Below are 26,428 nucleotides of genomic sequence, written 5' to 3'. Positions count from 1 at the left end.
CAGCTATGAGCTTGGAAAAATACGTCGAAAAGAGGGATTTTAGTAAAACCTCTGAGCCTAAAGCCGGAAGAAGTAAAGATAAGGACAAGCTGATGTTTGTTGTGCAAAAGCATGATGCATCCCGCCTGCACTATGACTTCCGGCTGGAGATGGACGGCGTATTAAAAAGCTGGGCTGTACCTAAAGGCCCCTCAACCGACCCGAAAAATAAGCGCCTTGCCATGATGGTTGAAGACCACCCGTTTGATTACCGGAGCTTTGAGGGTATAATACCTAAAGGGCAATATGGGGGTGGTACCGTAATAGTATGGGACGAAGGAACGTATGAACCTATTGAAGAAATAAAGGGCGGTAAAAAAGCTCAGGAAAAGCATTTGTTGAAACAGCTTAAAGCAGGCTCATTAAAAATAAAACTGCATGGCGAAAAGCTGGAGGGGGAATATGCCCTTGTAAAGACAAGCGGCATGGGCGATAACGGCTGGCTGCTTATTAAGCATAAGGACGAATTTGCCTCTGAAAAAGACGTTACTAAAAAGGATAAGTCCGTACTTTCAGGTAAAACCATCGAAGCGATGGAAAAAACAAGCGAAAAGGTTTGGACTGCCGACGGTGAAAAGGATATTGAACCAGAGAAGCCTAAAAAAACTAAATCAACAAAAAAAAAGCAAACTAAAAGGGCCGATGATGCTGTAGCCGAAATGGCAGAAGAGCCATCGCAGGAGAAAGTGGATGTAACGGGCTTGCTGAAAAAGGCGCCTAAAGGAGCTATTCCTACGGGCATGAAGCCTATGCTCGCGACCTTAGTGAATGAGCCGTTTGATGATCCGGATTGGGTATATGAGGTGAAATGGGACGGTTATCGGGCTTTAGGTTTTGTAAATAAAGGCGAGGTGCAATTACTGTCGCGCAATAACAAAAGCTTTAATGAAAAATACTACCCGCTGACTACCTTGCTGCAGGACTGGAAAATAAATGTTGTGGTTGACGGTGAGATCTTGGTGTTGAATGATAAAGGCGTGTCCAACTTTGGGGCATTGCAAAACTGGCGTAGCGAAGCAGATGGCGAACTGGTTTATTACATATTCGACATACTGTGGTATGAGGGAAAGAACCTGATGGACTTGCCGCTTACCGAGCGTGAAGCTATTATGCGGGAAGTGGTACCTACAGATGACGACCGTATACGCCTTAGCCAGACATTCAAAGCAAACGGCATTGAGTTTTTTGAAGCTGCATCCAAAATTGGCCTTGAAGGTATAATGGCTAAGCGGGGGAGCAGTACCTACATTCCGGATAACCGTTCGAAAGACTGGCTGAAGATCAAGATAAACAAGCGCCAGGAGGTAGTTATTGGCGGGTTTACTAAAAACGAAGGTACGGCCAAACAGTTCAGCTCGTTATTACTGGGCGTGTATGAAGGTGATAATTTTCAATACGTAGGCAAAGTAGGCACCGGCTTTTCTGATAAATTACAAAAGGAAATGATGGGCATGTTTAAGCCACTGATAACAGATAAAAGCCCTTTTGGTTACGAGCCGGATGTTAATAAACCTTCACGTTTCAGGCCAAATCCACCTAAAGCTAAAGCTACCTGGTTAAAGCCCGAACTGGTTTGCGAGGTAAGCTTTGCCGAGGTAACCAGTGATGGGGTTTTTCGTCATCCTTCTTTTCAAGGCATGCGCGTAGATAAAAAAGCTAAAGATGTGGTGCGCGAAACAGAAGAGGATACAACTGATATAGTCGAGGAGGATAGTAGTGAAGAGAAAAGTATTCCGGCAGAGAAACACCATTTGGTACAAGCGCCTAAAGAAGCTGTTAAACGCACATTGCTTAACCCTAAAGAAGAAACCCAGGTAAAAAAAATATGCGGGCACGACCTTAAGTTTACTCATCTAAGTAAAGTATACTGGCCAGAAGATGATATCACCAAACGTGATATGTTTAACTACTATTACCAGGTAGCTGAATATATATTACCATACTTAAAAGACCGGCCACAATCGCTTAACCGTTTCCCTAATGGTATACATGGACAAAGTTTTTATCAGAAGGATGTAAAGGGTAAGTCGCCGGATTGGGTACGCACTTTCCCTTATACCACAAGTGATGGGGAGCATAAAGAGTATTTAGTAGGGCATGATGAGGCTACATTGTTATGGATGTCTTCGCTTGGCTGTATTGAAATGAACCCATGGTTCAGCCGTATACAATCGCCCGACAACCCGGATTACTGCGTGATAGATCTCGACCCAGATAAAAATACTTTCGACCAGGTTATTACTGCCGCACAAGAGGTTAAAAAGGTATTGGATGCTATTGATGTACCTGCCTACTGTAAAACATCCGGCTCAACCGGTATGCATATATATATTCCCCTTAATGCAAAGTACACTTACGACCAATCGCAGATGTTTGCGCGTTTAATAGTAAATATTGTGCATCAGCAAATACCGGAATACACCTCACTGGAGCGTATGGTAAAAAACAGGGGGGGCAAAATGTACCTCGACTTTTTGCAGAACCGCCCCGGCGCAACCATTGCAGGCCCATATTCATTAAGACCAAAACCTGGGGCAACAGTATCAATGCCGCTGCATTGGGACGAAGTAAAGCCGGGCCTTACTATGAAACACTTTACCATTAGCAACTCTGTAGCAAGGTTAAAAAGAGAGGGCGACCTGTTCAAAGAGGTATTAGGAAAAGGCATTGATCTGGAAAAAACAATCAAAAAAGCTAAGTCTGTTTTTTGAATAAGCTGTTTTAAATTGTAAAAAATCCATAATTAGCCTCTTACAGCTAATAATGGAAAAGTTTTTTTATATAAAAACCCCGCCTTTTTATTCAAAAAAATATTGTACACTTACACTGACTTATTCACACTTAAACAATGCCTTTAGCAATCACAAAAATGTTTAAAAAAAATCAGACTGCCATCTTAGAAAGATGGATAACAAATCAAACTGCAGATGAAAGTCTGAGAGAAGATTTAATGAGTAATGAGGATTTACGCATTGAGTCTGACGAATTGGTGACCGCTTTTGTTAACGCAGCGAACGAACAAAATATTGACAACGCCGACTCACCTGATTTTGATCATGTGCTTGAAATACTTAGCGGAATATCTATTTCAAGGGCAAGGCAGGGCTATAGCCCCCGAGAAACCGGGCTGTTTATCCTGGGCCTTAAGCAGGCGTTGCTCCAAGTACTTCAGGAGGAAGTTGCCGACCCTAAAGAGCTGATTACAGCAACCATACAGGTAAGTAAGCTGTTTGATAGCTTTGCAATTACTACTTTTGAAACCTTTATAAAGGGCCGCGAGGAAGTAATATTGCGGCAAACCGATGAGATCTCTGAAATCTCTACACCGGTGATACGTGTTTGGGACGGGATTTTGGCATTGCCAATTATCGGTACTTTAGACAGTGCCCGTACACAAGTAGTAATGGAAAGTTTACTAACCGAAATTGTAGCGTCGGGCAGTAGTGTTGCCATCCTTGATATTTCAGGCGTACCTACGGTAGATTCGCTTGTGGCGCAGCACTTATTAAAAACAGTAAGCGCTACCCGTTTAATGGGTGCGGAATGTATAATAAGTGGTATCAGGCCAGAAATTGCTCAAACTATCGTTCACCTGGGAATAGATTTATCAACCATTGTAACAAAAGCAAGCCTTGCAAGCGCATTGGTTTACGCATTTAAAACACTCAGATTAGAAGTAAAAAAAGCCTTGCCAAGGCAATCTAATATCATTTAAGGCAGATGGATAGAATACCAATTTTGCGAATGGGGCAATTTCTGCTTGTTACCATTCAGGTAGATTTGTACGACAGGCTTGCGCTTGACCTTGAAGCAGACCTGGTAAAAACCGTTAGTACCACCGGCGCTAAAGGCATACTGATTGATATTTCAGCAGTAAGCATTGTCGACTCATTTATGGGCCGCATCATTGGCAACATTGGTGTAATGTCAAAACTTTTGGATGCCGAGACAGTTGTGGTTGGTATGCAGCCCGCGGTCGCTATAACACTGGTAGAATTAGGGTTGCCATTAAAAGGGGTATATACAGCCTTAAATGTCGAAAAAGGGATGGATCTGTTGCGATTAAAGATACAGTCGGACCATGAGGATGAAGACGAAGAAATAGATCCTGAAAATGGTTACAACAACAATTTCATTGAATAAGGATCTGATGCCTGTTTCGCGAGAGCAGGATGTTGTGGTCTTTCGTAATCGCGTAAAGGAGTATGCTGTAAAAATTAAAATGGGGCTGGTTAACCAAACCAAGCTTATTACCGCAGCAAGCGAACTGGTACGTAATATGCTTCGATATGCTAACGGTGGTGAAGTGATTATTGAAGTGGTTAGTCGTGGGCGCGAAAACGGGATAAGGCTTACCTTTAAAGATGAAGGCCCAGGTATACCGGATATTGCATTGGCGTTAAAAGACGGTTACTCTACAGGTAAAAGCCTTGGCCTGGGTTTACCCGGTACAAAAAGGCTGGTTAATGAGTTTGATTTGAAAAGCGAGGTAGGAAAGGGTACCCGTGTAACGATATTAAAATGGGCCAATGGTTGATGCTACACACCGACGATTTATAGCCTCTGACCGGAGTTACTACGCTATAGTTAAAAGAGAGGCGCATAATATGGCCCTTGCTGCAGATTTTAGCGAAAAACGCATAGCCGAAATGGATATAGTTTTGGCAGAAATGACATCTAACCTGCACAAATACGCAAAAGACGGTGAAATACTTGTAGGCCATTTTAAAACTACCGAGGCTGAGTATATCGAGCTGATCAGCCTGGATAATGGCCCTGGTATGGCCGACCCTGCAAAAATGCTTACTGACGGATTCTCAAGCACCAGTACCATTGGGCACGGGTTGGGAAGTATAAAAAGACTTTCAGATTTTTTTGAGATATATTCGTTAAAAGGGTGGGGAACAATATTAGTAAGCCGCATTTATAAGATCAGGCCAGATAAGCTTTTAAAAAGAAAACCAATAGATATAGGCGCCGTTGTAATTGCCAAACCACCAGAAACCGTGAGTGGCGACGGCTATTACTTAAAATCAGCAGGTAAATTAGCAAAACTTATTGTTGCAGATGGTTTAGGGCATGGCCCCGAGGCAAATCATGCTGTAAACGAAGCTGTAAGGGCTTTTAAGAGCTGTACAGACAATTCGCCTACAGAAATCATAAGATATTTGCACGCTGCAGTTCGTAAAACGCGCGGGTTGGTTGCAACTATTGTAGTTTTCGATTTTGAAAGTAAAACCTATCAAATTGCCGGTGTGGGCAATATAGCTACTAAGTTTGCCGGTATAGGTCAATATAAAAATCATTTATCCTATAATGGCATTATTGGGCATAACATTCCAAATACAATGAATGATCAGTTGCTGAGTTTTCAGGATTATGGCCAGGTCATTTTGTGTTCAGATGGTATACGCTCAAGATGGGAATTAAACAAGTATCCCGGTATACTCAGATATGATCTGACAATGCAGGCTGCTGTTATTTATAAAGAGTATGGCCGGCTAACAGATGATATGAGTGTAATTATTGTTAAATTGTGAAATCATGACCGAATTAGCACTTATCACACTTGAAAACGAAATGGACCTTATATTAGCGTATAAGAAATCCATCCGGGTGGCAGATCTGTTAGGGCTTAGTAAATCAACACAAACCTCATTCGCCACAGCTGTATCTGAAGTTTGCAGAGAAGTTATAGATAAGGCGTATGAAGGGACCGCCAGTGTTTGTGTGTCAAAAGAAGACGACCGATTTTCTATCTGTGCTAATATAAGAGGTGCGACAGAAGGCGATTTTGACCGTAGGAATGCAGGTTTCGAGTACGCCCGCAAATTGGTACCTGTACTTGAAACTGATATAGCAGACAATCAGCTTAAGGTTGCACTAAAACTGGCTATTCCGCGGGCAAAAAAAATCGATTCAAGAAAAGTAAGTGTAATCAAACTTCAATTGGAAAAGGAAGGGCCAATAAGCGCTTACGAAGAGGTAAAGTTACGAAATGCCGAACTGCAGCAGCTAAATCAGCGGAGCGAAGAGGCCCTGACCCAGGCAGAATTACTGAATGAGCAAAAGGTTGAATTTTTATCAGTAGCAAGCCACGAGCTTAACTCGCCATTAACCATCCTTCGCTCCTTTACTCAGATTTCCCTGAAAATGGATAAAGGGACTGATGAAGCTTTAACAAGACGTTTGAAAAAAATTGATCAGCAGTCGGCCAAATTGGTTGCATTGATCAATCAACTGCTTGATATCTCAAAGATTGAGCAGGGAATAATTAATTATAATAAAGAAGCGGTTAACGCTAACGCGTTTTTTTCTGCTTCATTAGAAAATGTCAGGGAGTTGATACCGGCTCATCAAATGGAAATAGAGCTTGGGGATGACTGTAGTTTAAATGTGGATCTTATACGAATAGAGCAGGTATTGAACAACCTGGTAACTAATGCCGCTAAGTACTCATCGCCCAACAGCAAAATAACTGTAACAAGTGCAGTAAAAAACAATGAATTTATCTTAACGGTTACCGATGAGGGCATAGGTATGTCTGAAGAAACGATAAGTAAGATATTTAACAAGTTTTTCAGAAGCGAAAAGGTTGCTAAAAAATACAGTGGTTTAGGTATGGGCTTGTATGTAGCTTCAAAGATCATTGGTGATCATGGTGGCTCTATCGATGTAAAAAGCGAGGAGGGGAAAGGATCTGTATTTTCATTTACTCTGCCTTTACAGCAAAATCTGTTAGAAGTTGCTAACGCTTTGTAGGTTAAATTATAATACATATTTACTACAGTTATTAATTTATTATCACTTGTGAACCGAAAAGCAAATTTTGTGATGATTAAACGTCTCTGAATTAATTTATATTGCTAATTAGAAATACTTAACTACAGATATGAAAGCATATAAATTTATTGCTGTATTTGGGCTAATCCTTTTTTCATGTACTAAAAGTCATAACCCTTTACCTGATGACGAGCCTTCAGATAATACTAAAACCTTTGGTGTAACTTTCAATGTTTTGCAGGAATCTGAAAGCACAAAAAGCCTTAACAGCAATTTAAAAACTAATAGTAATACAAGTATCACAGGTTTCACAGACCATCTTGTTTATCAGGTTTATGATTCTGCCGGTAAGCTTATCACCACATTGAAACAAGACAGTGCTTCAAGTAACTATGGTAGAATAAGCGATACATTTGCTCCTGGTAAATACAATATAGTTATCATCGCAGCTAAAGGGGGAGTTATTAAAGCTTCTGAAGGATACTTTTATCCAAACGGTTATGATTCTTTTTTCAAACAGATACCTATAACTGTAACAGATCACGCTATCAATAAAGATATTGTGCTTGAGCGAGTTGTAGGTAAATTACAATTAAAGATACTTGATGCTATACCAACAACTGTTGCATCACTAAAAATGGAAGTGGTTGGTGATGTTTCATTTTCTTTACCTGCTGGAGGGATTAATCAAAAGTCTAATACATTAACCATAACAAAGTCAATCCCCGATTCTTTAAAAGGGAACCAAAATGTAACTATTACAACGTATATAGCTAATACTTTTGAGCCGTTTAAGGTAAATATTTACGCGTATGATGCAAGTGGTAAAACATTACATTATGCAGTGGTGAATGATGTTAGCTGCCAAAAAAATACTGTTACTTTATTATCCGGCAAGTTATTTGAAAATGCACAAACCGGTATTCACATAACCTTTCCTGAATGGGGCACCGATCCAAATGTAATACATTTCTGATCCATTATTTATTAAAGTAAGTGACTATATTATGAAAAGATTTCTTTACTTTCTCTTGCTTGGGTTTACATTAACTGCGTGTAAAAAGAATAATAACACGGAAATGAACACCGGGAAAATGTATAAAATAACATTTGGAATAAATAACTTTCAACAAAGTAAATTGAAGACAAATGCACTACAGTCAAATAAATTTACACCGATTTTTTCTTCTGATACAAGCATAACTACATTTAAAACCTTGCGTTATATAGTTTATAATCAATTAGGGAAGCCTGTAAGAAATATAAATCAAATTGAAGGCACAAGCGGGTTTGGAACGATTACGGACAGTTTGAGTCAGGGAAAATACACTGTGGTTATCATTGCAGCTACCACCTACGGAACACCAGATTACAATGAAAATAATCCAGGGTATATCGCGCCGATATTTAATGTTAAGGACTTAGCAACTGATAATTTTAGTTATGAATATAAGGGGTATGACCATCCAAGCACAAGCGTTTTTTATGAAACCTACTTCAAAAAGCTGACATTAGAAGTTGGTAATGACGATATAGCGCAAAATTTGGTGCTTGACCGCATATCAGGATTATTAGAGATTAATATTGAAGATGAAATTCCGGCTAATGCAAAGAAAATAAGTATTTACTTAAATACTGTGCCCTTGTACTGGTCTGTAAATCAATCGAAATTTTTATATGACATTGATGACGACTTTATTAAAAGGAACTATTCTGTGACACTTTCCGATGCCGTTAAAGGAACAAAAAACTATAAACTCAGCATTCCTTTGCCGGGGAATATTAACTTATCAACAATTAGGATAAGTTGCTATGATACTAACAATAGTATAATGTCAGAAAAGACTATTTCTAAGGTACAAATTTCATCAACACAAAAGACGCTGCTTACCGGGAATTTATTTGGAGGCGCGGGAACAAATAATAATTCTGTATTTACACCTAAAGCTGATAGCGCATGGAATACCACGCCTATAGTTAAAACATTTTAACAAGGGGTATTAAAGTGAAAGCATATTCAATTGGTTGTTAAACCAATTGAATATGCTTTTTTGTCGGGATGGCAGGATTTGAACCTACGACCTCCAGCACCCCATGCTGGCGCGATACCGGGCTACGCTACATCCCGAGCAGGCACAAATATAAAAAGATAGTTTTCAACTCAAAATATGTATAAGATACATTGAGTGTTATTTAATTATTTAGCTTTTAACTTGTTAATAAAATAATTACCTTTGCATCCCCGCAGAAAGAACTCCGGGGATAATGTTGAATACATAACAAGCAAAGAATGGCAACTAAAATCAGATTGCAAAGACACGGTAAAAAGGGCAAACCTTTTTATTACATCGTAGTAGCAGATGCCCGTGCACCAAGGGACGGAAGGTTTATTGAGCGTATTGGTTCATACAACCCAAACACCAACCCGGCTACAATAGATATCAACTTTGATAAAACTTTTGAGTGGGTAAACAATGGTGCGCAACCAACCGATACCTGCCGTGCAATACTATCTTACAAAGGTGTATTATACAAAAAGCACTTGCAGGGTGGTGTTACTAAAGGCGCTTTAACGCAAGAGCAGGCAGATGAAAAATTTGCTGCATGGTTAGATCAGAAAGAAGGTAAAATCACGGGTAAAAAATCAAACCTGGCATCTGCAAAAGATGAAGCACGTAAAGCCGCTTTAGCCGCAGAAGCTAAAAAGAAAGAAGAAAAAGCTGCAGCTATTGCAGCTAAAAATACTCCTCCTGCCGAGGAAGAAGCACCTGCTGATGAAGCAGCAGCTGAAGCACCGGCAGAAAGCGCTGAATAATTATATACAGCTTATTGATTTAAATGGCGAAGGTACCCTCAGGTTCTTCGCCATTCTTATTTAAAGAGATTAGAAGCATGAAAACCGAAGAACATTTCAGGATAGGAAGCATACTTAAAGCCAAGGGACTAAAAGGAGAAATGGTTATGTATGTTGATTATGATGATATCGAACGCATTAAATTCAACTCGATATTTATAGAAGTAAGCGGCAAGCTGGTGCCTTATTTTGTCAGTTCAATTAAGTATCTGCAAAATAACCAGGCTTATCTTAACCTGGAGGATGTCGATTCAGTTGAAAAAGCATCTGCATTAGCTAAAAAGGATATTTACCTGCCCAACAAGCTAAAACCTAAAAAAAAGAAGGAAGAATTTACCTTAAAAGATTTAAAAGGTTTTTTAGCTGTTGATGAGAAACATGGAGAGTTAGGTATAATAGATGATGTAATTGAATATCCGCAGCAATTGATAGCAACTCTTTACTATAATAATAAAGAGGTGATGTTCCCTTTGAATGTAGAGGTAATAAAGGGTATTGATGTGGAAGGTGAAGAACTTTATCTTGATTTACCGGAAGGTTTGTTGGATATTTACCTTGAAGGTTAATGATATAATAAATATTTTAAAAACATCATCATGCCAACAGTGAGCTTTGCACCTGAGCTGGTTATACCACATGGTATAACAGACGTAAGCTTCTATACACATGCTTTTGGCGCAAAAGAAGTGCGGCGCTTTACTAACCATGACGGCTCTATCCATGTAGTGGAATTCTCCATTGGTGGTGCATTATTCCATCTGCATGAAGAATGGGCATCAGATGCTGTGAGCCCTGAAAAGGCTGGTGCTACAACAGTTATTGTGGGGATGTTTGTTGAAGATGTAGATACTATAGTTACCCAGGCCGAAACCGCTGGCGCGCGAGTGCATTCACCACCCCAGGATTACGATTATGGTTACCGCCAGGCAAAAGTAATCGACATTTTTGGCCACCACTGGCAAATACAGCAGAAGATATAGAAGACATTAGAGTCAAGAGTCAAGACAGAGTTCCGAATAGATGAAAACTAAACTCTATTCTCCAATCACTAATCACTAAATTCGCCCATGCGTTTTGATATTATTACCGTTTTGCCGGGATTGCTGGAAAGCCCTTTTGCCCATTCTATTTTACAACGTGCTCAAAAAAAAGGTATCAGCGAAATTGTGGTGCATAATCTGCGCGATTATTCTACAGTAAAACATAAAAGCGTTGACGATTATCCTTATGGCGGCGGCAGCGGTATGGTAATGAATATAGAGCCTTTTGCCAATTGCATTGAAAAGCTAAAAAGCGAACGGAAATACGACGAAATCATATTTATGACACCTGATGGCGAAACGCTTAACCAGGGAATCGCTAACCAATTATCTGTAAAAAAGAACATTATTATACTTTGCGGGCATTATAAAGGTATAGACCAGCGTATACGCGATATTTATGTCACCCGCGAAATATCAATAGGCGACTATGTGCTGTCTGGAGGGGAGTTGCCTGCGGCGGTTTTGGTGGATGCCGTGGTGCGGCTGATACCGGGAGTACTGTCTGATGAAACTTCGGCTTTGTCAGATTCCTTTCAGGATGATATGCTTGATGCACCCGTTTATACGCGCCCCGCTGATTGGAACGGGCATAAGGTGCCTGATATTTTATTAAGCGGCAACACGCCGGAGATAGAAAAGTGGCGCTTTGAGCAAGCTTTAGAACGCACACGCCAGCGCAGGCCAGACCTGTTGGAATAAGCGCCGCCCGCATTTATTAACATTAGTACCCTTAATGTGCATAGGTGTCCGTATCTTTACTGTGGCTGTGAGGGTTACCTGTAATAAAATGTTGAAATTTTTTCGCAAGAGTTTTTTAATTAATAAAATTTCCGTATTATTGCACTCCGATTTTTACGGGCTAAAAATCGGTTTTAAAGGCTAAAAATCATGGATTTAGTAAAATTTGTAGAAGAGCAATCAGTAGTAAAAAATCAATTTCCTGCTTTTAAAGCCGGTGATACTATAAGCGTGCATTATAAAATCAGAGAAGGTAACAAAGAGCGTGTTCAGGTTTACCAGGGTGTTGTTTTACAGCGTAACAGCGTTGGTAACAGCGAAACTTTCACCGTACGTAAAGTTTCTAACGGTATCGGTGTTGAGCGTATCTTCCCTTTCAATTCTCCAAATATTGATAAAATTGAAGTGAACAGTGTTGGTAAAGTTCGTCGCGCTAAGCTATATTACCTGCGTGGCCTTACCGGTAAAGCTGCTCGTATCAAATCAAAAAGAGTTTAATTTACGCTTGCCTTTAGGCAAAGTATATTTACACATAACTACAAAACCTGCACTCTTAGTGCGGGTTTTTGCTTTTGCGGGTATTTGATACTTATTAGCTTAAGCGCAAATTAAGGGGCGGGCTGCCTCTTGATATAAAAGGAACTGTTATACAGGTGTTCACGAACACACATGTCTCGTCCTGAAAAAAGTTGACAGTTTATATTACTGCAATAATACGTTTAAGAAAGTTCCTAAAGAACGATATGATCAAATGCATTATTGTTATTGTTTGTCGTGTTAAGATGTGGGGAACGCGTAGCGTTGTCCACATCTTAACACGTTTTTCTTTTTTGCTTCTTTTTCTTTTTGTGACGCCCTGGATCGGGTAATAACTTATTTGTCCGCCGTTGCCTCCTTTTCTTTATCGCGCTTGTATCGGCTCTTCCATAGCCTTTTTAGTTCGCCTTTTCCCTGATGCGCGCTGGTGGGTGTTAACAAGTTGATACTGCTGTGTGGCCGGTCGTCATTATAGATACGGATAGCCGCTCTGATCAATGGCCGGGCTTGCCGGTGATGTTTGTATCGTTTTTGCAATAACTCGCCTTTAAGGATACCATTCACACGTTCGGCCAAAGCGTTCTCTCTCGGGTCGCCGCTTTGGGTCATGCTGATGGCTATCCGATGCCCTTGCAATAGCCCCGTATAGGCTCCGCTGCAATATTGTACGCCACGGTCCGAATGATGTATCAGTTGCCCGTCCCTTGACGGATTATCCGCTAAAGCCATTTTTAAGGCTGTTAAACAACCTTTAGCGGACGGTCGGTCGCTCAACTCGAACCCAACTATCTTACGGCTGTAGGCATCAGTGACCAAACTCAAATAAGCAAAGCCCTCCCGTAAACGGATATAAGTAATGTCGCTAACCCACAATTGGTTAGGAGCTACCGGTGTCAGCCCTTTCACCAGGTTGGCATATTTATAATAAGGATGCGATGACACGGTGGTACGTGGTACCCTCCGCTTGCGGCCCGATACCAGCAGATCATGCTCTCTCAGCAGCTCAAAGAATGCGTCCATCCCTATTTTTAGCTTGTGTTCCCTGATATAACTTTGCAGCATATGCAGTAGTTTACGCCCGCCCGCCCGTGGCTGTACTTCACGGATACGGGCGACCTCTGCCAGTAGCAGCCCCGATTCCATACGAGACCTTTCTTCGGTCTTGATCTGTTTATAGCAGGCTTGCCTGCTGTAGCCGAGCAGTTTACAGAGATGCCGCCTGCTTCGCGGATTCCTCTGTTCCACTTTTATAACCGCCCGGCACCATACTTTTTTCGGATAGGAAGCCCAAGGTCATCTTCGGCAATGTCGATCATCGCTGTTAGTAACTCATTATGCAAACGCGCTTTACGGAGTTCTTCCTGTAAGGCTGCCACATCTGATGGCATTACCTCAGGATCTGCTGTAACATCCGGATTTAACACTGCTGCCCGTTCCTCCTTCACCGGCTTCGGTCTGCTTAACTTGGGCTTTGGCTTTGATCTGCTCATCTTTGGCTTTGATTGCTGTGTTTGATGTACCCATTTGTGGATCAAACCCACACTGTAGCCATACTTGTCCCGAAGCGATCGGTAAGTATAACGACCCGATACATAGTCTGCAACTATAGCAACTTTCTCTTCTTCTTTCCTCATTGATGTTGACTTTTGTGTCAACCTATTTCAGGACGAGACAACATATGAACTTCGTGAACATTGTTAATAAACTGATAATAAGCAACTTATTACTGACTCGCTTGTGTCACCATTTATTGTTAAAATACTTAACCGCTTGATTTTTAAGTATCTGATTTTATAAGGAGTGTTCATTCAAAATTAATCCCCGTATCTGCCACATCAGCAGGTACGGGGATTAATTATATAATATGGTCTTAAGGGGCTTGGTATTAGTTGTTGTCTTTTTTTATCCGTTTGGCAGCAGGTTTTCTTGGGTTGGGTTTTCTTGCCTTGGTAGCCGGGCTTGCAGGCTCGTCTAAAGTTTGGGTACTGCTCACCTGTTCATGCTCAATAATCAGGGTTGGTTGTCCGTGCTCTTCAATTAGCGGTGTGTTGTAATCGGCTATGGTATCGTTTATTACATCGGCCGTTTCATCTGGCAAAGGTTTATTACTGCTAACTAATTCGGCTAATACGGTGCGGCCACCCTTTACCACCTGATTAAGCTCCACATTTATTTTTGTGCCAAGGGGCAAAAAGAGGTCTACCCTTGAGCCAAACTTAATAAAGCCAAATTGCTGGCCTTGCTCAACCTCATCGCCTTCTTTTACATACCATACTATACGGCGGGCAAGTGCGCCGGCAATCTGGCGGAACAAAACCTGTACGCCCTCGCTGTTTTCGGTAACTATGGTGGTACGCTCATTCTCGGTAGACGATTTTGGGTGCCATGCTACCAGGTATTTGCCCGGGTGATATTTAAAATATTTGATGATACCGCTGATGGGGTTACGGTTTACGTGCACATTGACCGGCGACATAAAAACAGATAGTTGAATACGCCTGTCTTTCAAAAATTCGGTCTCTTCTGTTTCCTCAATCACAACAACTTTGCCATCAGCAGGGCAAAGTACCTGGGTTTCATTAATATTGATATCAAATGTCGGGCTCCTGAAAAACTGTACAATGGCTATAAAGATGGATAACGAAAGCCCGTATACTATCCACTTAATAACGTGTGCATCCGGCAAATAAAATTGTATCAGTGCGTTCAGCACAAAAATAAATAGTATACAAATGGCAAGAGAGGTGTATCCTTCTTTATGAAACTTCATAACAGATATTATTTTTTACAAAACTAAGCATTTAAAATAAAGTACAGATAGGTATAAACTATTGGCGCGGCCATTAAAAAGCCGTCAAACCTATCCAGTAAACCACCATGGCCCGGTAAAATACCGCCAGAGTCTTTGATATTGATGCTGCGCTTGAACATCGATTCAACCAGATCTCCCAAAGTACCAAATGTGCCTATCAAAACAGCCATTATTACCCAGTGGTTCCAGCTTAACTCGGTATAATACCTGCTGATTATTAAACCAACACCTGCACTTATAGCTACCCCGCCAATAAAACCTTCCCAGGTTTTTTTGGGCGAATGGCGTTCAAAAAGTTTATGGCGGCCAATGCTCATACCTACAAGATAAGCACCGGTATCATTAGCCCAAAGCATTAATAAAAAAGCTAAGGGAATATGAAAGTTGTAGCCCTGGCCAATAAAAGCCAGCGCATTAAAAAAAGTGAAGGGCACAGTTACAAAAACCAAACCCAGTATGGTGTAAGCAATATTGGTTAAGGGCGCTACAGATATTTTAAAAAGCTCGAAGATAAAAACAGAGCTCATGCTTAGCGTCAGTAAAAATATAAAGCCATATTCAATGTGGGCGCTCTGTTGCTGGTAAACTATCAATGCAAAAAAAGCATAGATGAGAATAGCGTTAACAAAGCCCGATCGCCGGTTTACCGAAATGCCGCTTTTAATGTTAAGGCCGTAAAACTCATGTAAACACAGCAGGCTTAAGGCAAGAAAGAAAACCCCGAAAACTATTGGGCCCAACAAAACAGAGGCAAGCATCACAATAATAAAAAAGAAGCCTGTTATGGCGCGTGTCTTCATAAACTAATCTGGTTCAAAATCATTATCTCTATAGCATGGCTAAAGTTGTCCTGGTGAACATATACCTCAATTTCGCCGAAGTTATGGTGGGATGATGCCTGGCGGTTAAGCAATACGGCATTAATCTGATGCCCAATGAGCATCTGCTTAATAATTTCCGACTGATAAAAATTTGAAGATGTGTAGATCTTAACCCAGTTCTTCTCCATTAAATGCAGGCCCTTGTTTGGCCTCCGCTATTTTTTTATAAACTACCAGCAAAATTATAACAATTATCAGGCTAAATATATAGCCCGAAAAATTAAATATATGCTGATCATCCGGATTCAGTTTAGTATGCTTATGCTGAAACATATAGGTGGCAATAACAGCCGTGCCGTTATTTAAAAAGTGGCCCCACACTGCAGGCCATATGCTACCGCTGTAGGCCACAAAATAACCAAACAGCGCCCCTAATAGCAACCGGGGCAAAAAGCCGTAAAACTCTAGGTGAAATGCGCTGAAAACGGCTGCTGTGATCCATATTGCAGCATGCTTGTTACGTGTCCATTTAACAAATATGGATTGCATGCCGCCCCTGAACAAAAATTCTTCAGCAACGGCCGTTAAAAATCCAATCAGGAAAACGTTTTTAACGCAATCCCAAACGGTTTGCATTTGTAATATGGCCATTGTTACACGGCGGGCGCTTTCTTCACTTTGCTTCATCCAGCGTTCCAGCCCGCTCAGCGCTTTAGGCAGCACCAATTGCTGATTAATGTTGCCTAATAACTCTATTAAAGGGGAGGATACCAGCATAGTAAAAAAAGCGACCACAAAAAGCATTGGTTTCACCTTGTGCCTTATCATCAGGTATTCTTCTGGCGCGCGCATAACCCAATAGCCAAAAACCATGGGCGCGGTAAAGATAGGGAGGGTGGTGGTAACAACCTGAAGCAGGTATAAGGCCGGAACGGTTTTGGGGTTAGTAAAATCCAGCCGGGCTATATCCATGATCAGATCAAACCCATAGATGAGCCCTACGAGTAATATACCCAAAATATTGAGCACTATAAATATACCGGCAAATATCACTACAAAGTAAAGGAGTTGCATCCCCGGAGAAGTTTGATTTACAGTGCGTTTCATGCTATAGGTATTTTGCGTAAATTTGCAGGCTTAAATATAAGGATGTCTGTAAAAATAGGAAGTATAGATTTGGGCGAATTTCCGCTGCTGCTGGCCCCGATGGAAGATGTGAGCGATCCGCCTTTCCGTTACGTGTGCAAGCAAAACGGCGCTGATATGATGTATACAGAGTTTATATCATCTGAAGGATTGATACGCGATGCCGCTAAAAGCCGCCAGAAACTGGATATTTTTGAGTATGAGCGCCCCATAGGTATCCAGATATTCGGCAGCGATATTGAGCACATGCGTGAGGCTACCGAAATAGCCACACAGGCTAACCCCGATCTGATGGACATTAATTATGGCTGCCCTGTAAAACAGGTGGCTTGCCGGGGCGCCGGTGCCAGCCTGTTGCAGGACATAGATAAGATGGTAGCCATGACCAAGGCGGTTGTAGAGGCCACCCACCTGCCTGTAACGGTTAAAACCCGCCTTGGCTGGGATGATAATACTAAAAACGTTTATGAAGTGGCCGAGCGCCTGCAGGATGTAGGCATTAAGGCATTAACTATACATGGCCGTACACGCGCCCAAATGTACAAGGGCGTTGCCGACTGGACACTTATCAGAGATATAAAAAAGAATCCGCGCATACAGATACCCATATTTGGTAACGGTGATATCGACTCGCCTGAAAAAGCAGCCAACTGGCGGCTGGAATACGGCGTGGATGGAATGATGATTGGCCGAGCCGCCATCGGTTACCCATGGATATTCAGGGAAATTAAGCATTATTTTGCTACGGGCGAGCATCTGGATAAGCCCACGATTGCCGAGCGGATTGATGTTTGCAAAACGCATTTGCTTAAATCGATGGAATGGAAAGGGGATAAAACCGGTATCTTTGAAATGCGCAGGCACTATAGCAATTACTTTAAAGGTACACCTGATTTTAAAGAGTTTCGCACCAGGCTGGTTACCGCGGGTACTTTGAATGAGATACTGGATATCTTAGAGCAGGTTAACCGGAAATACGCTTTTGAAATGGCTTAATATTTGCTCGTGTGTAATACCTAACAAAAAATTTTATGGCCACTACCATTACAGACGGTGTTAAAGTTTCGGTTGAAACCGTCTATCAGCCGGAATATTCAAATCCTATGAACGATCATTTTATGTTTGCCTACAAGGTGACCATTGAAAACATGGGTGATTATGCTGTACGGCTTTTAAGCCGTCACTGGTATATTTTTGATTCAAATGGCGCTAAACGCGAGGTGGAAGGCGAAGGTGTTGTAGGCATGCAACCCATTATTGAGCCAGGAAACGTGCACGAATATGTGAGCGGATGTAATTTGAAAACAGATATGGGCAGCATGAAGGGCGAGTACCAGATGGAAAGAATGGTTGATCGTTCTCTTTTTAATGTACAAATCCCGGAATTTTATTTAATAGCATCATATAGGTTAAACTAATACTTCAAATTAAACAGAGTTATAATGCCTGCACGCGCGAGCTTGCGGCTCGTGCCATTCAAAGAATACAAGCCGCACATTCTTTTATTTAATCATACCTGTCAAACGGGTCATGAAGCTTGATGATATTCAGGCCTTGTGTATTTCCTGTAATGTTTTCCAGTCTTCCAATTTTATAGTTGGGGTCAAAGCGGTCGTAATAAGTAAAGCTGGTGTTGCCAATGGCTTTGATCTTGCCGTTTAATTCATCCCAATCAAAATGGTTGTAATAAGTGATTTTCATATCACCTACCGATTTTATTTTGCCCCGTAATTCGTCCCAGTCAAAACGGTCATAATAAGTGAACTTTACATTGCCGATTGATTTTACTTTCCCTTTCAGTTCATCCCAGTCGAAACGGTCGTAGTAGGTTATCTCTAACGGGCCTACACGTTTTAACTTTCCTCTTAATTCCTTGTAATCTGCATCACTATAGTAATCAACGTAAGGGTCACTTAAGTCATAACGCGAGTCCTGTCCATTATCGTCAAGATAATAATTGGTATCGCTGGTATTAGTATGGCTATACTTAAGCAATAAGCGGCCAGCCTTATCAAAATAAAATGTAAGGTGCTGCCCGGTGAAAGATATCGATGAGATATAAGTTTGGTTTTTAAGCACGCGGACGTTTAGCAGGTAGTCACTCTGGGCGATACTTTTTTAAACCCAGAACGCAAAGAAAAGCGGTAATTAGTATATGTTTTAAGGACATGTGTAAGATAGGTTACTATCAGTGAGAGGTCAAAAATGCCTGATAGTTTAACGATGCCCCAATTTTTATGGCAATGCAGCTCCGCAGAACTTGCAAAAGGTAGCGTCGCTATCATGTCCTTCGCGGCCGCAATTGGGCAGGCCTCAGGCAGCTCCTTTTTTGCTTGGCAGCTGTTGCTGGGACGTAAGTGAGTATGCCCGTAGGCGCTCCTGTAATAGTATAGCATAAACTGGGTCTGTATTTAATAAATTTATGCGTTAGCAAACCACTTATGTAGCGGTTTGTGTTAGTGTGGCTGAGAACAGGAACCAGCCAAAATAAAAAACGCCCCTGTAAGGAGCGTTCTATATTCTAAAAATGTATTTGTTAATCGCGCCGGTTAAACAGGAATGAAGCGTAATATACCAGGGTTGCCAAAGATCCAAGTGCGGCAACTACGTAAGTCATGGCTGCCCACCAAAGTGCATCCTTAGCTTGTTCATGCTCCTCGCGGGTTTGCATAACGTTGTAGTTGTTGTTTAACCAGGCCAGCGCGCGGTTGCTGGCATCAAACTCAACGGGTAGCGTAACAAAGCTAAATAAAGTAACCAGTGCCAGCGCACCTACACCAATAGCCAAAACAAATGCGTTATGCGTAAAAAACAGCAACATAATGCCTATCATCAACGTCCATTGGGTTAATGTAGATGCCACGTTTACTACCGGCACCATTGCCGACCTGAAGTTTAACCAGGTATATGCGCGTGCATGCTGAACGGCATGGCCGCACTCATGCGCAGCTACCGCAGCGGCGGCAACACTACGGCTGTGGTAAACATCCGGACTAAGGTTAACTGTTTTTGTTTCGGGGTTATAATGATCTGTAAGCTGCCCTTCTACCGATACCACCTGCACATCATAAATGGCGTTGTCTTTAAGCATGCGTTCGGCTACTTCTTTACCGGAAAGCCCCGACATTAAAGGCATTTCAGCATACTCTTTAAACTTACTCCTGAAACGGAATTGTATAATAAAACTCACCAGGGCAACGCCTATCATGAGCAGCCAGGCAGAGTTATATGATATAAACAAGAGGTTCATCATAGTTTTTCAATAGTTTGGTATAAATTCTAATTCAAAAAGCATTCCACTTCAAGGTATAGACATATATGCTGTTCTGTAACGCACAGTAATGATAACGCTTAGTTAAAGCGCATGACATTAATGCAGTTTATGAATGCTAAACTGTCGGCTTGGGCGGTTGAGTGAATAGAGTTATCTGCTGAAAATCAACAAAAAAGATTGTTTGATATTGCTGTTATAGCAACTCAACCAGCCGTTCCAATGCCATTCCGCGCGAGCCTTTTATTAAAATGGTAGAATTGGTTATGGGGGTCTGTTTCAGCCCGGTAATTGCATCCTCTGCTGTTAAGTAAAACGTTGTATTGATGAGGTTAGGATTCTGTACTTCCGATTGCTGACTGGAAAAATCCTTTCCAATAAAGATGCGCTCATCAACCTGTGCGCTCATTGCTTTTTGTATAACGGCAGTGTGTTCTGTTGCCGATTCGGCACCCATCTCAAACATATCGCCCAGTATCATCACTTTGCGTGGCGCCTTAACCTTATCCATATTTTCAATGGCTACAAACATGCTGCTGGGGTTGGCATTGTAAAAATCGCAAATAAGAATATTGGTCGCGGTTTTCATTATCTGTGAGCGATTATTCTTAGGCTGATAGTTTTCTATGCCATGGTCTATTTCCTCGGCGCTTAAGCCAAAATGCGAGCCTATACAGATAGCCGCCAATATATTATCCAGGTTATAAGAGCCTGTCAGCTGCGATTTTACATTGTACGACAAGTTTTTACGGTCGTTCCATTTCAAAGTAAGAAATGGGGCGTTATCCAGCAGCTTACCGCTAACCAGGTTATCCGTATTTAAGTTTTTGCCGTAATAAATCACGTTGGTCATACCACGGGCTTTTTGCATTTCCACCAGTACCGGATCGTCGCTGTTGATAAAGGCGGTACGGCCATCAGTTTTAGCAAGATAATCGTACAACTCTCCCTTACCTTTTTTTACGCCTTCCACGCCGCCAAAACCTTCTAAGTGGGCCTTGCCAACATTGGTGATAAGGCCATGGGTGGGCTGGGCAATAGTGCAAAGCAGTTCTATTTCTTTTTGATGATTAGCGCCCATCTCTATCACCGCCATCTCATGCGAGTGGTTGATAGATAAAATAGTTAGCGGTACGCCTATATGGTTATTGAGGTTGCCTTGTGTGGCAAGAGTTTTAAAGCGTTGTGATAACACCGAGTTGATCAGCTCTTTGGTGGTTGTTTTTCCATTGGTGCCGGTTAACCCGATAACCGGGATAGTCAATCGCGAGCGGTGATACCTTGCCAGATCCTGCAGGGCTGTTAGGCCGTCCTCAACCCATATAAATTTATCTCCCTGTGCATAATCGGCATTGTCAACAACGGCATAAGCGGCTCCTGCTTCAAGAGCCTGGGCTGCAAATGTATTGGCATCAAACTTATCGCCTTTTAAAGCTATGAATATACTACCCGGTACAATTTTTCGCGTATCGGTGCTGATAACCGGGTGTTGCAAATAAAGTTGGTATAGTTGTTCGATGGTAGTTTTCATGGTAGCGCTAATATATAAAACAGCTTGTTAATTTTGATTTTGAGTATTTTGATTGAAGTTCATCCAGGCAACAACCGCTTTAATTTCTGTATAGCTGTAATTATCGCCTAAAACTTCTTTTAAAGGGGCCAGGCGTTCGGTGCCGTAGCTTTCAGCTGCATCCTTTATTACAGCTAATTTTTCATCGTTAACAAAGTCAGATACATTTAGTTGGCCGGTTTGGATAAAACCGGTTAAGTGGCCCTCTATGGTTATGGGCGATAAGGCCCTTTCCGTGGCAATTTCAGCAATAGTTAGCCCGGCCTTGTACAAATCCAAAGTAGTTTTTGCGGTATCTGAAGTTTGGCCACGTTTACTATTCCGTTGCCGTTTTGCTGATTTCTGATTAATGCGTGATGACAGCTCTTTGGCCTGACAGTAATTGTTGATAACGGTTAAAAACTCCCGGCCGTACCTGGCCAGTTTCACATCCCCGAAACCAGATATTAATCTAAGTTCATCCATCTTCTGAGGCAGGTAGGTGGCCATCTCGAGCAGGGTAGCGTCTGAGAGGATAATGTAAGCCGGCAGATTTTCCATAACGGCAAATTCCTGGCGTTTTTGCCGTAGCTGGTTCAATAGTTCCGCTTCATGAGCTGGAGCTTCATGCTCATGTTCTTCAATAGCCTCATGAGAGATCAATTCTACCTTTTGCTCGCCTTTCAAAACAGCACCGCTTTTGGCCGTCAGCTTTAACACCGGGAAGCCATTGTCTTCTGTCTGCAGGTAACCCTGCGAGGTCAGCTCTCGCAGGTACCGTTGCCAATCGGCCTTGCTGATGTCTGCGCCTGCGCCATAAGTTTTAAGCGCCTTATGTTCGGCCCATATTTTCTCACTTCTCGATCCGCGCAGAAAATCGATGATATATCCACCGCCAAAGTTCTCTTTCAGCCTTGCTACGGCTGATAGCGCTTTTTGAGCTATCAGCGTACCATCAAATTTGGTGAACTCGCTCAGGCAAAAATCACATGATCCGCAATGGTCCGGGAATGGCTCGTTAAAGTAGTGCATCAGATATTGGCGGCGGCAGGCATGCAGCTGGCAATAGTTTACCATATCATCCAGCTTTTTAAGCATAATGGCGCTTTGCCCGGGGTTATCATCAACTTGCGCAAAGCCGCGAAGTTTAATGGCATCCCCCGGGGAAAATAGTAACAATGCGTCAGATGCCAGCCCATCACGGCCGGCACGGCCGGTTTCCTGGTAATAACCCTCTATATTTTTTGGCAGGTCTATATGCACTACATAGCGCACGTTTGATTTATTGATGCCCATACCAAAGGCAATAGTGGCTACAATGATCTTTATTTCATCTTTCAGAAAAGCCTCCTGGTTGCGGGCCTTTACCTCGTTGCTTAACCCGGCGTGATAAGCCTCGGCATCGTAGCCTTCTTCTTTAAGGTCGGCAGCCAGTGTTTCGGTTGATTTACGCGAAAGGCAGTAAATAATGCCCGATTCATCTTTACGCTGCCCCAGGAACTTTAACAACTGATTAAAGCTGTTCTTTTTTGGCGTTACCCGGTAAGTGATATTAGCCCTGTTGAACGACGAAACAAATATCGCCGGATTGTGCAGGTTCAGTTTTTCAAGAATATCCTTCTGCGTAAGCTTATCTGCAGTAGCAGTTAAGGCAATTACGGGCACATCCGGAAACTGTTGCTTTAAACCGGAAAGCATCAGGTATTCCGGCCGGAAATCATGCCCCCATTGCGATATGCAATGTGCCTCGTCAATAGCAATCTGTACCACATTCAATGTTTTCAGGAAAGCCATCATGCGGTTATCAGCGGCAAACAACCTTTCTGGCGCTATGTACAGTAAGCGCAACCGGTTATTCTGCAGTTGTATAGCGATGTCTTTTTGCTCTTCGGCCGACTGGCTCGAGTTGAGGTAAGCGGCCGGTATGCCATTCAGGTTAAGGCTGTCTACCTGATCTTTCATCAGGGCTATCAATGGCGAAATAACAATGGTTAACCCGTTCAATAAAACAGCCGGCAGTTGGTAACATAATGATTTACCTCCGCCCGTAGGCATCAGTGCCATCACATCCTGTTTTCTTAAAACATGGTCAATAATTTCTTGCTGCGTATGCCTGAACTGCGTATAGCCAAAGTATTTTTGTAGCGCTTGTAAGGGTGTCATTTGTGAGTACAAAGGTGCAGATTTGAATTAAAGCACAGTACTGCAACCTCAAAAAAATAATGCTTAGATTAGGCCATATTGTTTAAATGATATGATCCGTAAAATAGTTTTTATCCTTTTTGCTTTATTATGCGCATTTAACGCCTTTTCACAGCAAATACAAAACCCTGCCGAGTTTTTAGGTTATAAAAGCGGGGAGAAATTTACACCGCATTACCGAATTGTCGAATACTTTAAATACGTTGCCGGGCTGGCTAAAAATACGCGTTTACAGCAGTTTGGTACAACTAACGAGGGGCGGCCGCTTATGGCGATGTTTATTGCATCTGATGAGAATATTGGCCGGTTGGAAGAAATACGTCATAACAACCTTCGGTTAGCCGGTATGGAAAGTGGCACCCCCACCACCAACACACCGGTAATTACCTGGTTAAGCTACAACGTACATGGCAATGAACCGGCATCAAGCGAAGCTGCCATGTGGATGCTTTACAATATGGTTAACCCGGCTAATACTAAAGTACAGGCAGAATTGAAAAACATGGTTGTTGTGATAGACCCATGCCTTAACCCGGACGGCCGCGACCGTTATATAAACTTTTATAACTCGGTAGCCGGTGCAATGCCTGATGCCAACCCCGGTTCGCGCGAGCATGCCGAGCCATGGCCGGGAGGCAGGGTAAACCATTATTACTTTGACTTGAACCGCGATTGGGCGTGGCAGGCGCAAAAGGAAACGCAGGCACGCGTTGGCTTGTTTAACCAGTGGCTGCCGCAAGTGCATGTGGATTTTCATGAGCAGGGGTACAATAGCCCCTATTATTTTGCACCCGCCGCAGAGCCATACCATAAAGATATTACCCAATGGCAGCGCGATTTCCAGGTGGTTATAGGGAAAAATAATGCGAAATATTTCGATCAGAACGGTTGGATGTATTTTACCAAGCAGGAGTTTGATCTTTTGTATCCATCCTACGGCGATACTTATCCGCTGTATAACGGCTCGATAGGAATGACCTACGAGCAGGGGGGTATTGGCGCCGGGCTTGCAGTTGTAACCCGCAGCGGCGATACGCTAACGCTGGCACAACGGCTTGAGCATCATCTTACAACCGGGCTCAGCACTGTAGAGGTAGCATCCGCTAACGCGCAAAAATTGATTACTGAATTTAAAAAGTTTTATGACAACAGCCGCTTAAATCCGCCGGGCGATTATAAAACTTATGTGATCAGGAACGATAATAATGAAAAGATAGAGCAGCTGGGCAAACTGCTTAGCCGTAACGGTATACAGTATGGCTACGGGCTGGCAAACAAATCGGTCACGGGCTATAATTATTTCAGTGGAGTGAACGAACAGTACCAGGTTGGCCCCAATGACCTGGTTGTGAATGCTTATCAGCCAAAATCGGTACTGCTGCATGTTTTGTTAGAGCCTAAAACCTTTATACCTGATTCGGCTACCTATGATATTACCGCCTGGGCCTTGCCTTATGCCTATGGTTTACAGGCCTATGGTTTAAAAGAAGGGTATAAACCTGCGAAAAGCAGTATTAGCATGGTTAAACCTGCAATACCCGCAACTACTAAAGCCTATGCCTATGTATCGGCATGGCAATCTATCGCCGATGTTAAATTCCTATCTGCTTTGCTGAAAAAAGGCATTAAGGTTAGGTACTCCGAACTGCCCTTTGATGCCGCAGGCAAGCACTTTACCGCCGGTTCGCTGCTGGTAACCCGCGCTGGAAACGATAATATTGATTTTGACCGCACAGTAACTCAAATAGCAAATGAACTTGGGCACGAGCTTGTGCCTTTATCATCGGGTTTTGTGGATAAAGGCTCGGATATCGGTTCATACAATGTCAAGTTCATTCGCAAGCCAAAGGTGGCCTTAGTTACAGGTGATGCTGTGAACTCAGAAGCGATGGGTGAGATATGGCATTTTTTTGAACAGCAAATTGGTTACCCGGTAACACTGATCAGGTTTCAGGATGTGGGCCGCATTAAAGTTTCTGACTATGATGTACTGATCTTGCCGGATGGCCGGTATAGCGACCTTGCAACGGATAACTTGCAGGCCTGGGTGCGCGAAGGAGGAAAGCTGATCGCTTTGGAAAGTGCTGTCGGCGCCCTTGTGGACAAAAAAGGTTTTGATATTAAAAATAAAGACGAAAAGAGCGACTCAAAAACAGATGTTAAGACAAAGGAAATAAAACGTGTTTATGCCGACCGTGATCGGGATGCGCTACGCTCAAGCATACCAGGAGCCATATTTAAACTGAACATAGATAACACCCATCCATTAGCGTTTGGCCTGCCAAAGTACTACTATTCACTAAAATTAAGCGACGATATTTATGCCCCTTTAGATGATGACGGCTGGAATGTTGGTACGGTTGGCAAAAACGCATATGTGGCAGGTTTTGCCGGGTATCAATCCAAACAAAAAATCAGCGATGGTTTATTGTTGGGTGTACAGGAAGAGGGACGCGGTTCTGTAGTGTACATGGTTGACGATCCGCTTTTCCGCAGCTTTTGGGAAAATGGTAAATTGCTTTTCAGCAACGCAGTATTTATGGTAGGGCAGTAGGTTTTAGTTTGCAGTGGGCAGTTTTAGGTTGCGTGTGGCTATTATCGTGTTCTAAAGAATCAAGGAGTGTTGGAATAAG

At 42.4% G+C, this 26,428-nt stretch carries 25 protein-coding genes, 1 tRNA gene and 1 pseudogene; 16 read left to right on the top strand and 11 right to left on the bottom strand.

Annotated features, from left to right (window positions below):
- Positions 1-5 precede the first annotated feature (5 nt).
- From ligD to ACFQZX_RS16520, 8 genes are all read left to right on the top strand, one after another.
- Positions 6-2,750, top strand: coding sequence for a DNA ligase D (ligD, locus tag ACFQZX_RS16555; protein WP_377117446.1), 2,745 nt, complete (start codon positions 6-8; stop codon positions 2,748-2,750).
- A 158-nt stretch (positions 2,751-2,908) separates the two neighbouring features.
- Entirely contained in the window at positions 2,909-3,754 is an 846-nt protein-coding gene (locus ACFQZX_RS16550) for an STAS domain-containing protein (RefSeq protein ID WP_377117444.1), read from the top strand.
- Positions 3,755-3,759: 5 nt separating this feature from the next.
- Positions 3,760-4,182 carry an STAS domain-containing protein gene (locus ACFQZX_RS16545; protein WP_377117442.1) on the top strand — a complete coding sequence of 141 codons (423 nt, stop codon included), beginning with the start codon at positions 3,760-3,762 and terminating at the stop codon, positions 4,180-4,182.
- A complete protein-coding gene (locus ACFQZX_RS16540; protein WP_377117440.1) occupies positions 4,154-4,576 on the top strand; it encodes an anti-sigma regulatory factor in 423 nt (140 codons plus the stop codon). The genes ACFQZX_RS16545 and ACFQZX_RS16540 overlap by 29 nt, the downstream gene beginning before the upstream one ends.
- The gene (locus ACFQZX_RS16535) at positions 4,569-5,579 is read left to right on the top strand and encodes an ATP-binding protein (RefSeq protein WP_377117438.1); all 1,011 of its coding nucleotides are present in this window, start codon (positions 4,569-4,571) and stop codon (positions 5,577-5,579) included. The genes ACFQZX_RS16540 and ACFQZX_RS16535 overlap by 8 nt, the downstream gene beginning before the upstream one ends.
- A gap of 4 nt (positions 5,580-5,583) precedes the next feature.
- Positions 5,584-6,801: a sensor histidine kinase gene (locus tag ACFQZX_RS16530; protein WP_377117436.1), complete on the top strand. Its 1,218-nt coding sequence runs from the start codon at positions 5,584-5,586 to the stop codon at positions 6,799-6,801.
- Positions 6,802-6,931: 130 nt separating this feature from the next.
- Positions 6,932-7,798: a hypothetical protein gene (locus tag ACFQZX_RS16525; RefSeq protein ID WP_377117434.1), complete on the top strand. Its 867-nt coding sequence runs from the start codon at positions 6,932-6,934 to the stop codon at positions 7,796-7,798.
- A gap of 31 nt (positions 7,799-7,829) precedes the next feature.
- Positions 7,830-8,813, top strand: coding sequence for a hypothetical protein (locus ACFQZX_RS16520; RefSeq protein WP_377117432.1), 984 nt, complete (start codon positions 7,830-7,832; stop codon positions 8,811-8,813).
- A 63-nt stretch (positions 8,814-8,876) separates the two neighbouring features.
- On the opposite strand, the gene ACFQZX_RS16515 is transcribed toward ACFQZX_RS16520, so the two are convergent.
- Positions 8,877-8,950: transfer RNA gene (locus ACFQZX_RS16515), tRNA-Pro, on the bottom strand.
- 162 nt (positions 8,951-9,112) lie between these two features.
- Between ACFQZX_RS16515 and ACFQZX_RS16510 the strand changes: the two genes are divergently transcribed.
- The 5 genes from ACFQZX_RS16510 to rplS all read left to right on the top strand — a co-directional run bounded on the left by ACFQZX_RS16510 (position 9,113) and on the right by rplS (position 11,955).
- Positions 9,113-9,637, top strand: a complete 525-nt coding sequence (locus ACFQZX_RS16510; protein ID WP_377117430.1) for a 30S ribosomal protein S16 — start codon at positions 9,113-9,115, stop codon at positions 9,635-9,637.
- 77 nt (positions 9,638-9,714) lie between these two features.
- Entirely contained in the window at positions 9,715-10,242 is a 528-nt protein-coding gene (gene rimM / locus ACFQZX_RS16505; RefSeq protein ID WP_377117428.1) for a ribosome maturation factor RimM, read from the top strand.
- 30 nt (positions 10,243-10,272) lie between these two features.
- Complete coding sequence (locus tag ACFQZX_RS16500) at positions 10,273-10,656, top strand: VOC family protein (RefSeq protein WP_377117426.1); 384 nt, start codon at positions 10,273-10,275, stop codon at positions 10,654-10,656.
- 87 nt (positions 10,657-10,743) lie between these two features.
- Positions 10,744-11,418, top strand: a complete 675-nt coding sequence (gene trmD / locus ACFQZX_RS16495; RefSeq protein WP_377117424.1) for a tRNA (guanosine(37)-N1)-methyltransferase TrmD — start codon at positions 10,744-10,746, stop codon at positions 11,416-11,418.
- Between the two features lie 189 nt (positions 11,419-11,607).
- Positions 11,608-11,955: a 50S ribosomal protein L19 gene (gene rplS / locus ACFQZX_RS16490; RefSeq protein ID WP_377117422.1), complete on the top strand. Its 348-nt coding sequence runs from the start codon at positions 11,608-11,610 to the stop codon at positions 11,953-11,955.
- Positions 11,956-12,330: 375 nt separating this feature from the next.
- Here the strand turns inward: rplS and ACFQZX_RS16485 are convergent, their stop codons facing one another.
- The 6 genes and pseudogenes from ACFQZX_RS16485 to ACFQZX_RS16460 all read right to left on the bottom strand — a co-directional run bounded on the left by ACFQZX_RS16485 (position 12,331) and on the right by ACFQZX_RS16460 (position 16,734).
- Positions 12,331-13,239 carry an IS3 family transposase gene (locus ACFQZX_RS16485; protein ID WP_377117420.1) on the bottom strand — a complete coding sequence of 303 codons (909 nt, stop codon included), beginning with the start codon at positions 13,237-13,239 and terminating at the stop codon, positions 12,331-12,333.
- 2 nt (positions 13,240-13,241) lie between these two features.
- Complete coding sequence (locus tag ACFQZX_RS16480; protein ID WP_377117418.1) at positions 13,242-13,628, bottom strand: hypothetical protein; 387 nt, start codon at positions 13,626-13,628, stop codon at positions 13,242-13,244.
- Positions 13,629-14,110: 482 nt separating this feature from the next.
- Positions 14,111-14,764, bottom strand: a pseudogene (locus tag ACFQZX_RS16475) (phosphatidylserine decarboxylase family protein); the annotation flags it as partial.
- A 23-nt stretch (positions 14,765-14,787) separates the two neighbouring features.
- Positions 14,788-15,606: a phosphatidate cytidylyltransferase gene (locus ACFQZX_RS16470; RefSeq protein ID WP_377117416.1), complete on the bottom strand. Its 819-nt coding sequence runs from the start codon at positions 15,604-15,606 to the stop codon at positions 14,788-14,790.
- The gene (locus ACFQZX_RS16465) at positions 15,603-15,815 is read right to left on the bottom strand and encodes a hypothetical protein (RefSeq protein WP_377117414.1); all 213 of its coding nucleotides are present in this window, start codon (positions 15,813-15,815) and stop codon (positions 15,603-15,605) included. The genes ACFQZX_RS16470 and ACFQZX_RS16465 overlap by 4 nt, the downstream gene beginning before the upstream one ends.
- Positions 15,796-16,734 (bottom strand): CPBP family intramembrane glutamic endopeptidase, encoded by a 939-nt coding sequence (locus ACFQZX_RS16460; protein WP_377117412.1) that lies wholly within the window; start codon positions 16,732-16,734, stop codon positions 15,796-15,798. Before ACFQZX_RS16460 ends, ACFQZX_RS16465 begins: the two co-directional genes overlap by 20 nt.
- Before the next feature lie 42 nt (positions 16,735-16,776).
- Between ACFQZX_RS16460 and dusB the strand changes: the two genes are divergently transcribed.
- Both dusB and apaG read left to right on the top strand, forming a co-directional pair.
- The gene (gene dusB, locus ACFQZX_RS16455) at positions 16,777-17,769 is read left to right on the top strand and encodes a tRNA dihydrouridine synthase DusB (protein WP_377117410.1); all 993 of its coding nucleotides are present in this window, start codon (positions 16,777-16,779) and stop codon (positions 17,767-17,769) included.
- A gap of 35 nt (positions 17,770-17,804) precedes the next feature.
- Positions 17,805-18,191: a Co2+/Mg2+ efflux protein ApaG gene (gene apaG, locus ACFQZX_RS16450; RefSeq protein ID WP_377117408.1), complete on the top strand. Its 387-nt coding sequence runs from the start codon at positions 17,805-17,807 to the stop codon at positions 18,189-18,191.
- A gap of 88 nt (positions 18,192-18,279) precedes the next feature.
- Here apaG and ACFQZX_RS16445 read toward each other — a convergent pair whose 3' ends face one another.
- The 4 genes from ACFQZX_RS16445 to recQ all read right to left on the bottom strand — a co-directional run bounded on the left by ACFQZX_RS16445 (position 18,280) and on the right by recQ (position 23,756).
- Entirely contained in the window at positions 18,280-18,852 is a 573-nt protein-coding gene (locus ACFQZX_RS16445; RefSeq protein ID WP_377117406.1) for a hypothetical protein, read from the bottom strand.
- 457 nt (positions 18,853-19,309) lie between these two features.
- On the bottom strand, positions 19,310-20,026 hold the full coding sequence (locus ACFQZX_RS16440) for a zinc metallopeptidase (protein ID WP_377117404.1): 717 nt from the start codon (positions 20,024-20,026) through the stop codon (positions 19,310-19,312).
- A gap of 214 nt (positions 20,027-20,240) precedes the next feature.
- On the bottom strand, positions 20,241-21,575 hold the full coding sequence (locus ACFQZX_RS16435) for a UDP-N-acetylmuramoyl-tripeptide--D-alanyl-D-alanine ligase (protein ID WP_377117402.1): 1,335 nt from the start codon (positions 21,573-21,575) through the stop codon (positions 20,241-20,243).
- A gap of 27 nt (positions 21,576-21,602) precedes the next feature.
- On the bottom strand, positions 21,603-23,756 hold the full coding sequence (gene recQ, locus ACFQZX_RS16430; RefSeq protein ID WP_377117400.1) for a DNA helicase RecQ: 2,154 nt from the start codon (positions 23,754-23,756) through the stop codon (positions 21,603-21,605).
- Positions 23,757-23,847: 91 nt separating this feature from the next.
- Here recQ and ACFQZX_RS16425 point away from each other — a divergent pair, with 91 nt between their 5' ends.
- Positions 23,848-26,349 carry a M14 family metallopeptidase gene (locus tag ACFQZX_RS16425; RefSeq protein WP_377117398.1) on the top strand — a complete coding sequence of 834 codons (2,502 nt, stop codon included), beginning with the start codon at positions 23,848-23,850 and terminating at the stop codon, positions 26,347-26,349.
- Positions 26,350-26,428 lie beyond the last annotated feature (79 nt).

The organism is Mucilaginibacter litoreus (assembly GCF_042676805.1).
In the GTDB taxonomy this organism is placed as follows: domain Bacteria; phylum Bacteroidota; class Bacteroidia; order Sphingobacteriales; family Sphingobacteriaceae; genus Mucilaginibacter; species Mucilaginibacter litoreus.
Note: the sequence above shows the minus strand (reverse complement) of the source record. Positions and strands in the feature narration are given on the sequence as shown.

Excerpts from the sequence above, each read along its gene's own strand:
- ligD (WP_377117446.1), top strand. The coding sequence starts at position 6 with ATGAGCTTGGAAAAATACGTCGAAAAGAGGGATTTTAGTAAAACCTCT.
- ACFQZX_RS16550 (WP_377117444.1), top strand. The coding sequence starts at position 2,909 with ATGTTTAAAAAAAATCAGACTGCCATCTTAGAAAGATGGATAACAAAT.
- ACFQZX_RS16545 (WP_377117442.1), top strand. The coding sequence starts at position 3,760 with ATGGATAGAATACCAATTTTGCGAATGGGGCAATTTCTGCTTGTTACC.
- ACFQZX_RS16540 (WP_377117440.1), top strand. The coding sequence starts at position 4,154 with ATGGTTACAACAACAATTTCATTGAATAAGGATCTGATGCCTGTTTCG.
- ACFQZX_RS16535 (WP_377117438.1), top strand. The coding sequence starts at position 4,569 with ATGGTTGATGCTACACACCGACGATTTATAGCCTCTGACCGGAGTTAC.
- ACFQZX_RS16530 (WP_377117436.1), top strand. The coding sequence starts at position 5,584 with ATGACCGAATTAGCACTTATCACACTTGAAAACGAAATGGACCTTATA.
- ACFQZX_RS16525 (WP_377117434.1), top strand. The coding sequence starts at position 6,932 with ATGAAAGCATATAAATTTATTGCTGTATTTGGGCTAATCCTTTTTTCA.
- ACFQZX_RS16520 (WP_377117432.1), top strand. The coding sequence starts at position 7,830 with ATGAAAAGATTTCTTTACTTTCTCTTGCTTGGGTTTACATTAACTGCG.
- ACFQZX_RS16510 (WP_377117430.1), top strand. The coding sequence starts at position 9,113 with ATGGCAACTAAAATCAGATTGCAAAGACACGGTAAAAAGGGCAAACCT.
- rimM (WP_377117428.1), top strand. The coding sequence starts at position 9,715 with ATGAAAACCGAAGAACATTTCAGGATAGGAAGCATACTTAAAGCCAAG.
- ACFQZX_RS16500 (WP_377117426.1), top strand. The coding sequence starts at position 10,273 with ATGCCAACAGTGAGCTTTGCACCTGAGCTGGTTATACCACATGGTATA.
- trmD (WP_377117424.1), top strand. The coding sequence starts at position 10,744 with ATGCGTTTTGATATTATTACCGTTTTGCCGGGATTGCTGGAAAGCCCT.
- rplS (WP_377117422.1), top strand. The coding sequence starts at position 11,608 with ATGGATTTAGTAAAATTTGTAGAAGAGCAATCAGTAGTAAAAAATCAA.
- ACFQZX_RS16480 (WP_377117418.1), bottom strand. The coding sequence starts at position 13,628 with ATGAGGAAAGAAGAAGAGAAAGTTGCTATAGTTGCAGACTATGTATCG.
- ACFQZX_RS16470 (WP_377117416.1), bottom strand. The coding sequence starts at position 15,606 with ATGAAGACACGCGCCATAACAGGCTTCTTTTTTATTATTGTGATGCTT.
- ACFQZX_RS16465 (WP_377117414.1), bottom strand. The coding sequence starts at position 15,815 with ATGGAGAAGAACTGGGTTAAGATCTACACATCTTCAAATTTTTATCAG.
- ACFQZX_RS16460 (WP_377117412.1), bottom strand. The coding sequence starts at position 16,734 with ATGAAACGCACTGTAAATCAAACTTCTCCGGGGATGCAACTCCTTTAC.
- dusB (WP_377117410.1), top strand. The coding sequence starts at position 16,777 with ATGTCTGTAAAAATAGGAAGTATAGATTTGGGCGAATTTCCGCTGCTG.
- apaG (WP_377117408.1), top strand. The coding sequence starts at position 17,805 with ATGGCCACTACCATTACAGACGGTGTTAAAGTTTCGGTTGAAACCGTC.
- ACFQZX_RS16440 (WP_377117404.1), bottom strand. The coding sequence starts at position 20,026 with ATGATGAACCTCTTGTTTATATCATATAACTCTGCCTGGCTGCTCATG.
- ACFQZX_RS16435 (WP_377117402.1), bottom strand. The coding sequence starts at position 21,575 with ATGAAAACTACCATCGAACAACTATACCAACTTTATTTGCAACACCCG.
- recQ (WP_377117400.1), bottom strand. The coding sequence starts at position 23,756 with ATGACACCCTTACAAGCGCTACAAAAATACTTTGGCTATACGCAGTTC.
- ACFQZX_RS16425 (WP_377117398.1), top strand. The coding sequence starts at position 23,848 with ATGATCCGTAAAATAGTTTTTATCCTTTTTGCTTTATTATGCGCATTT.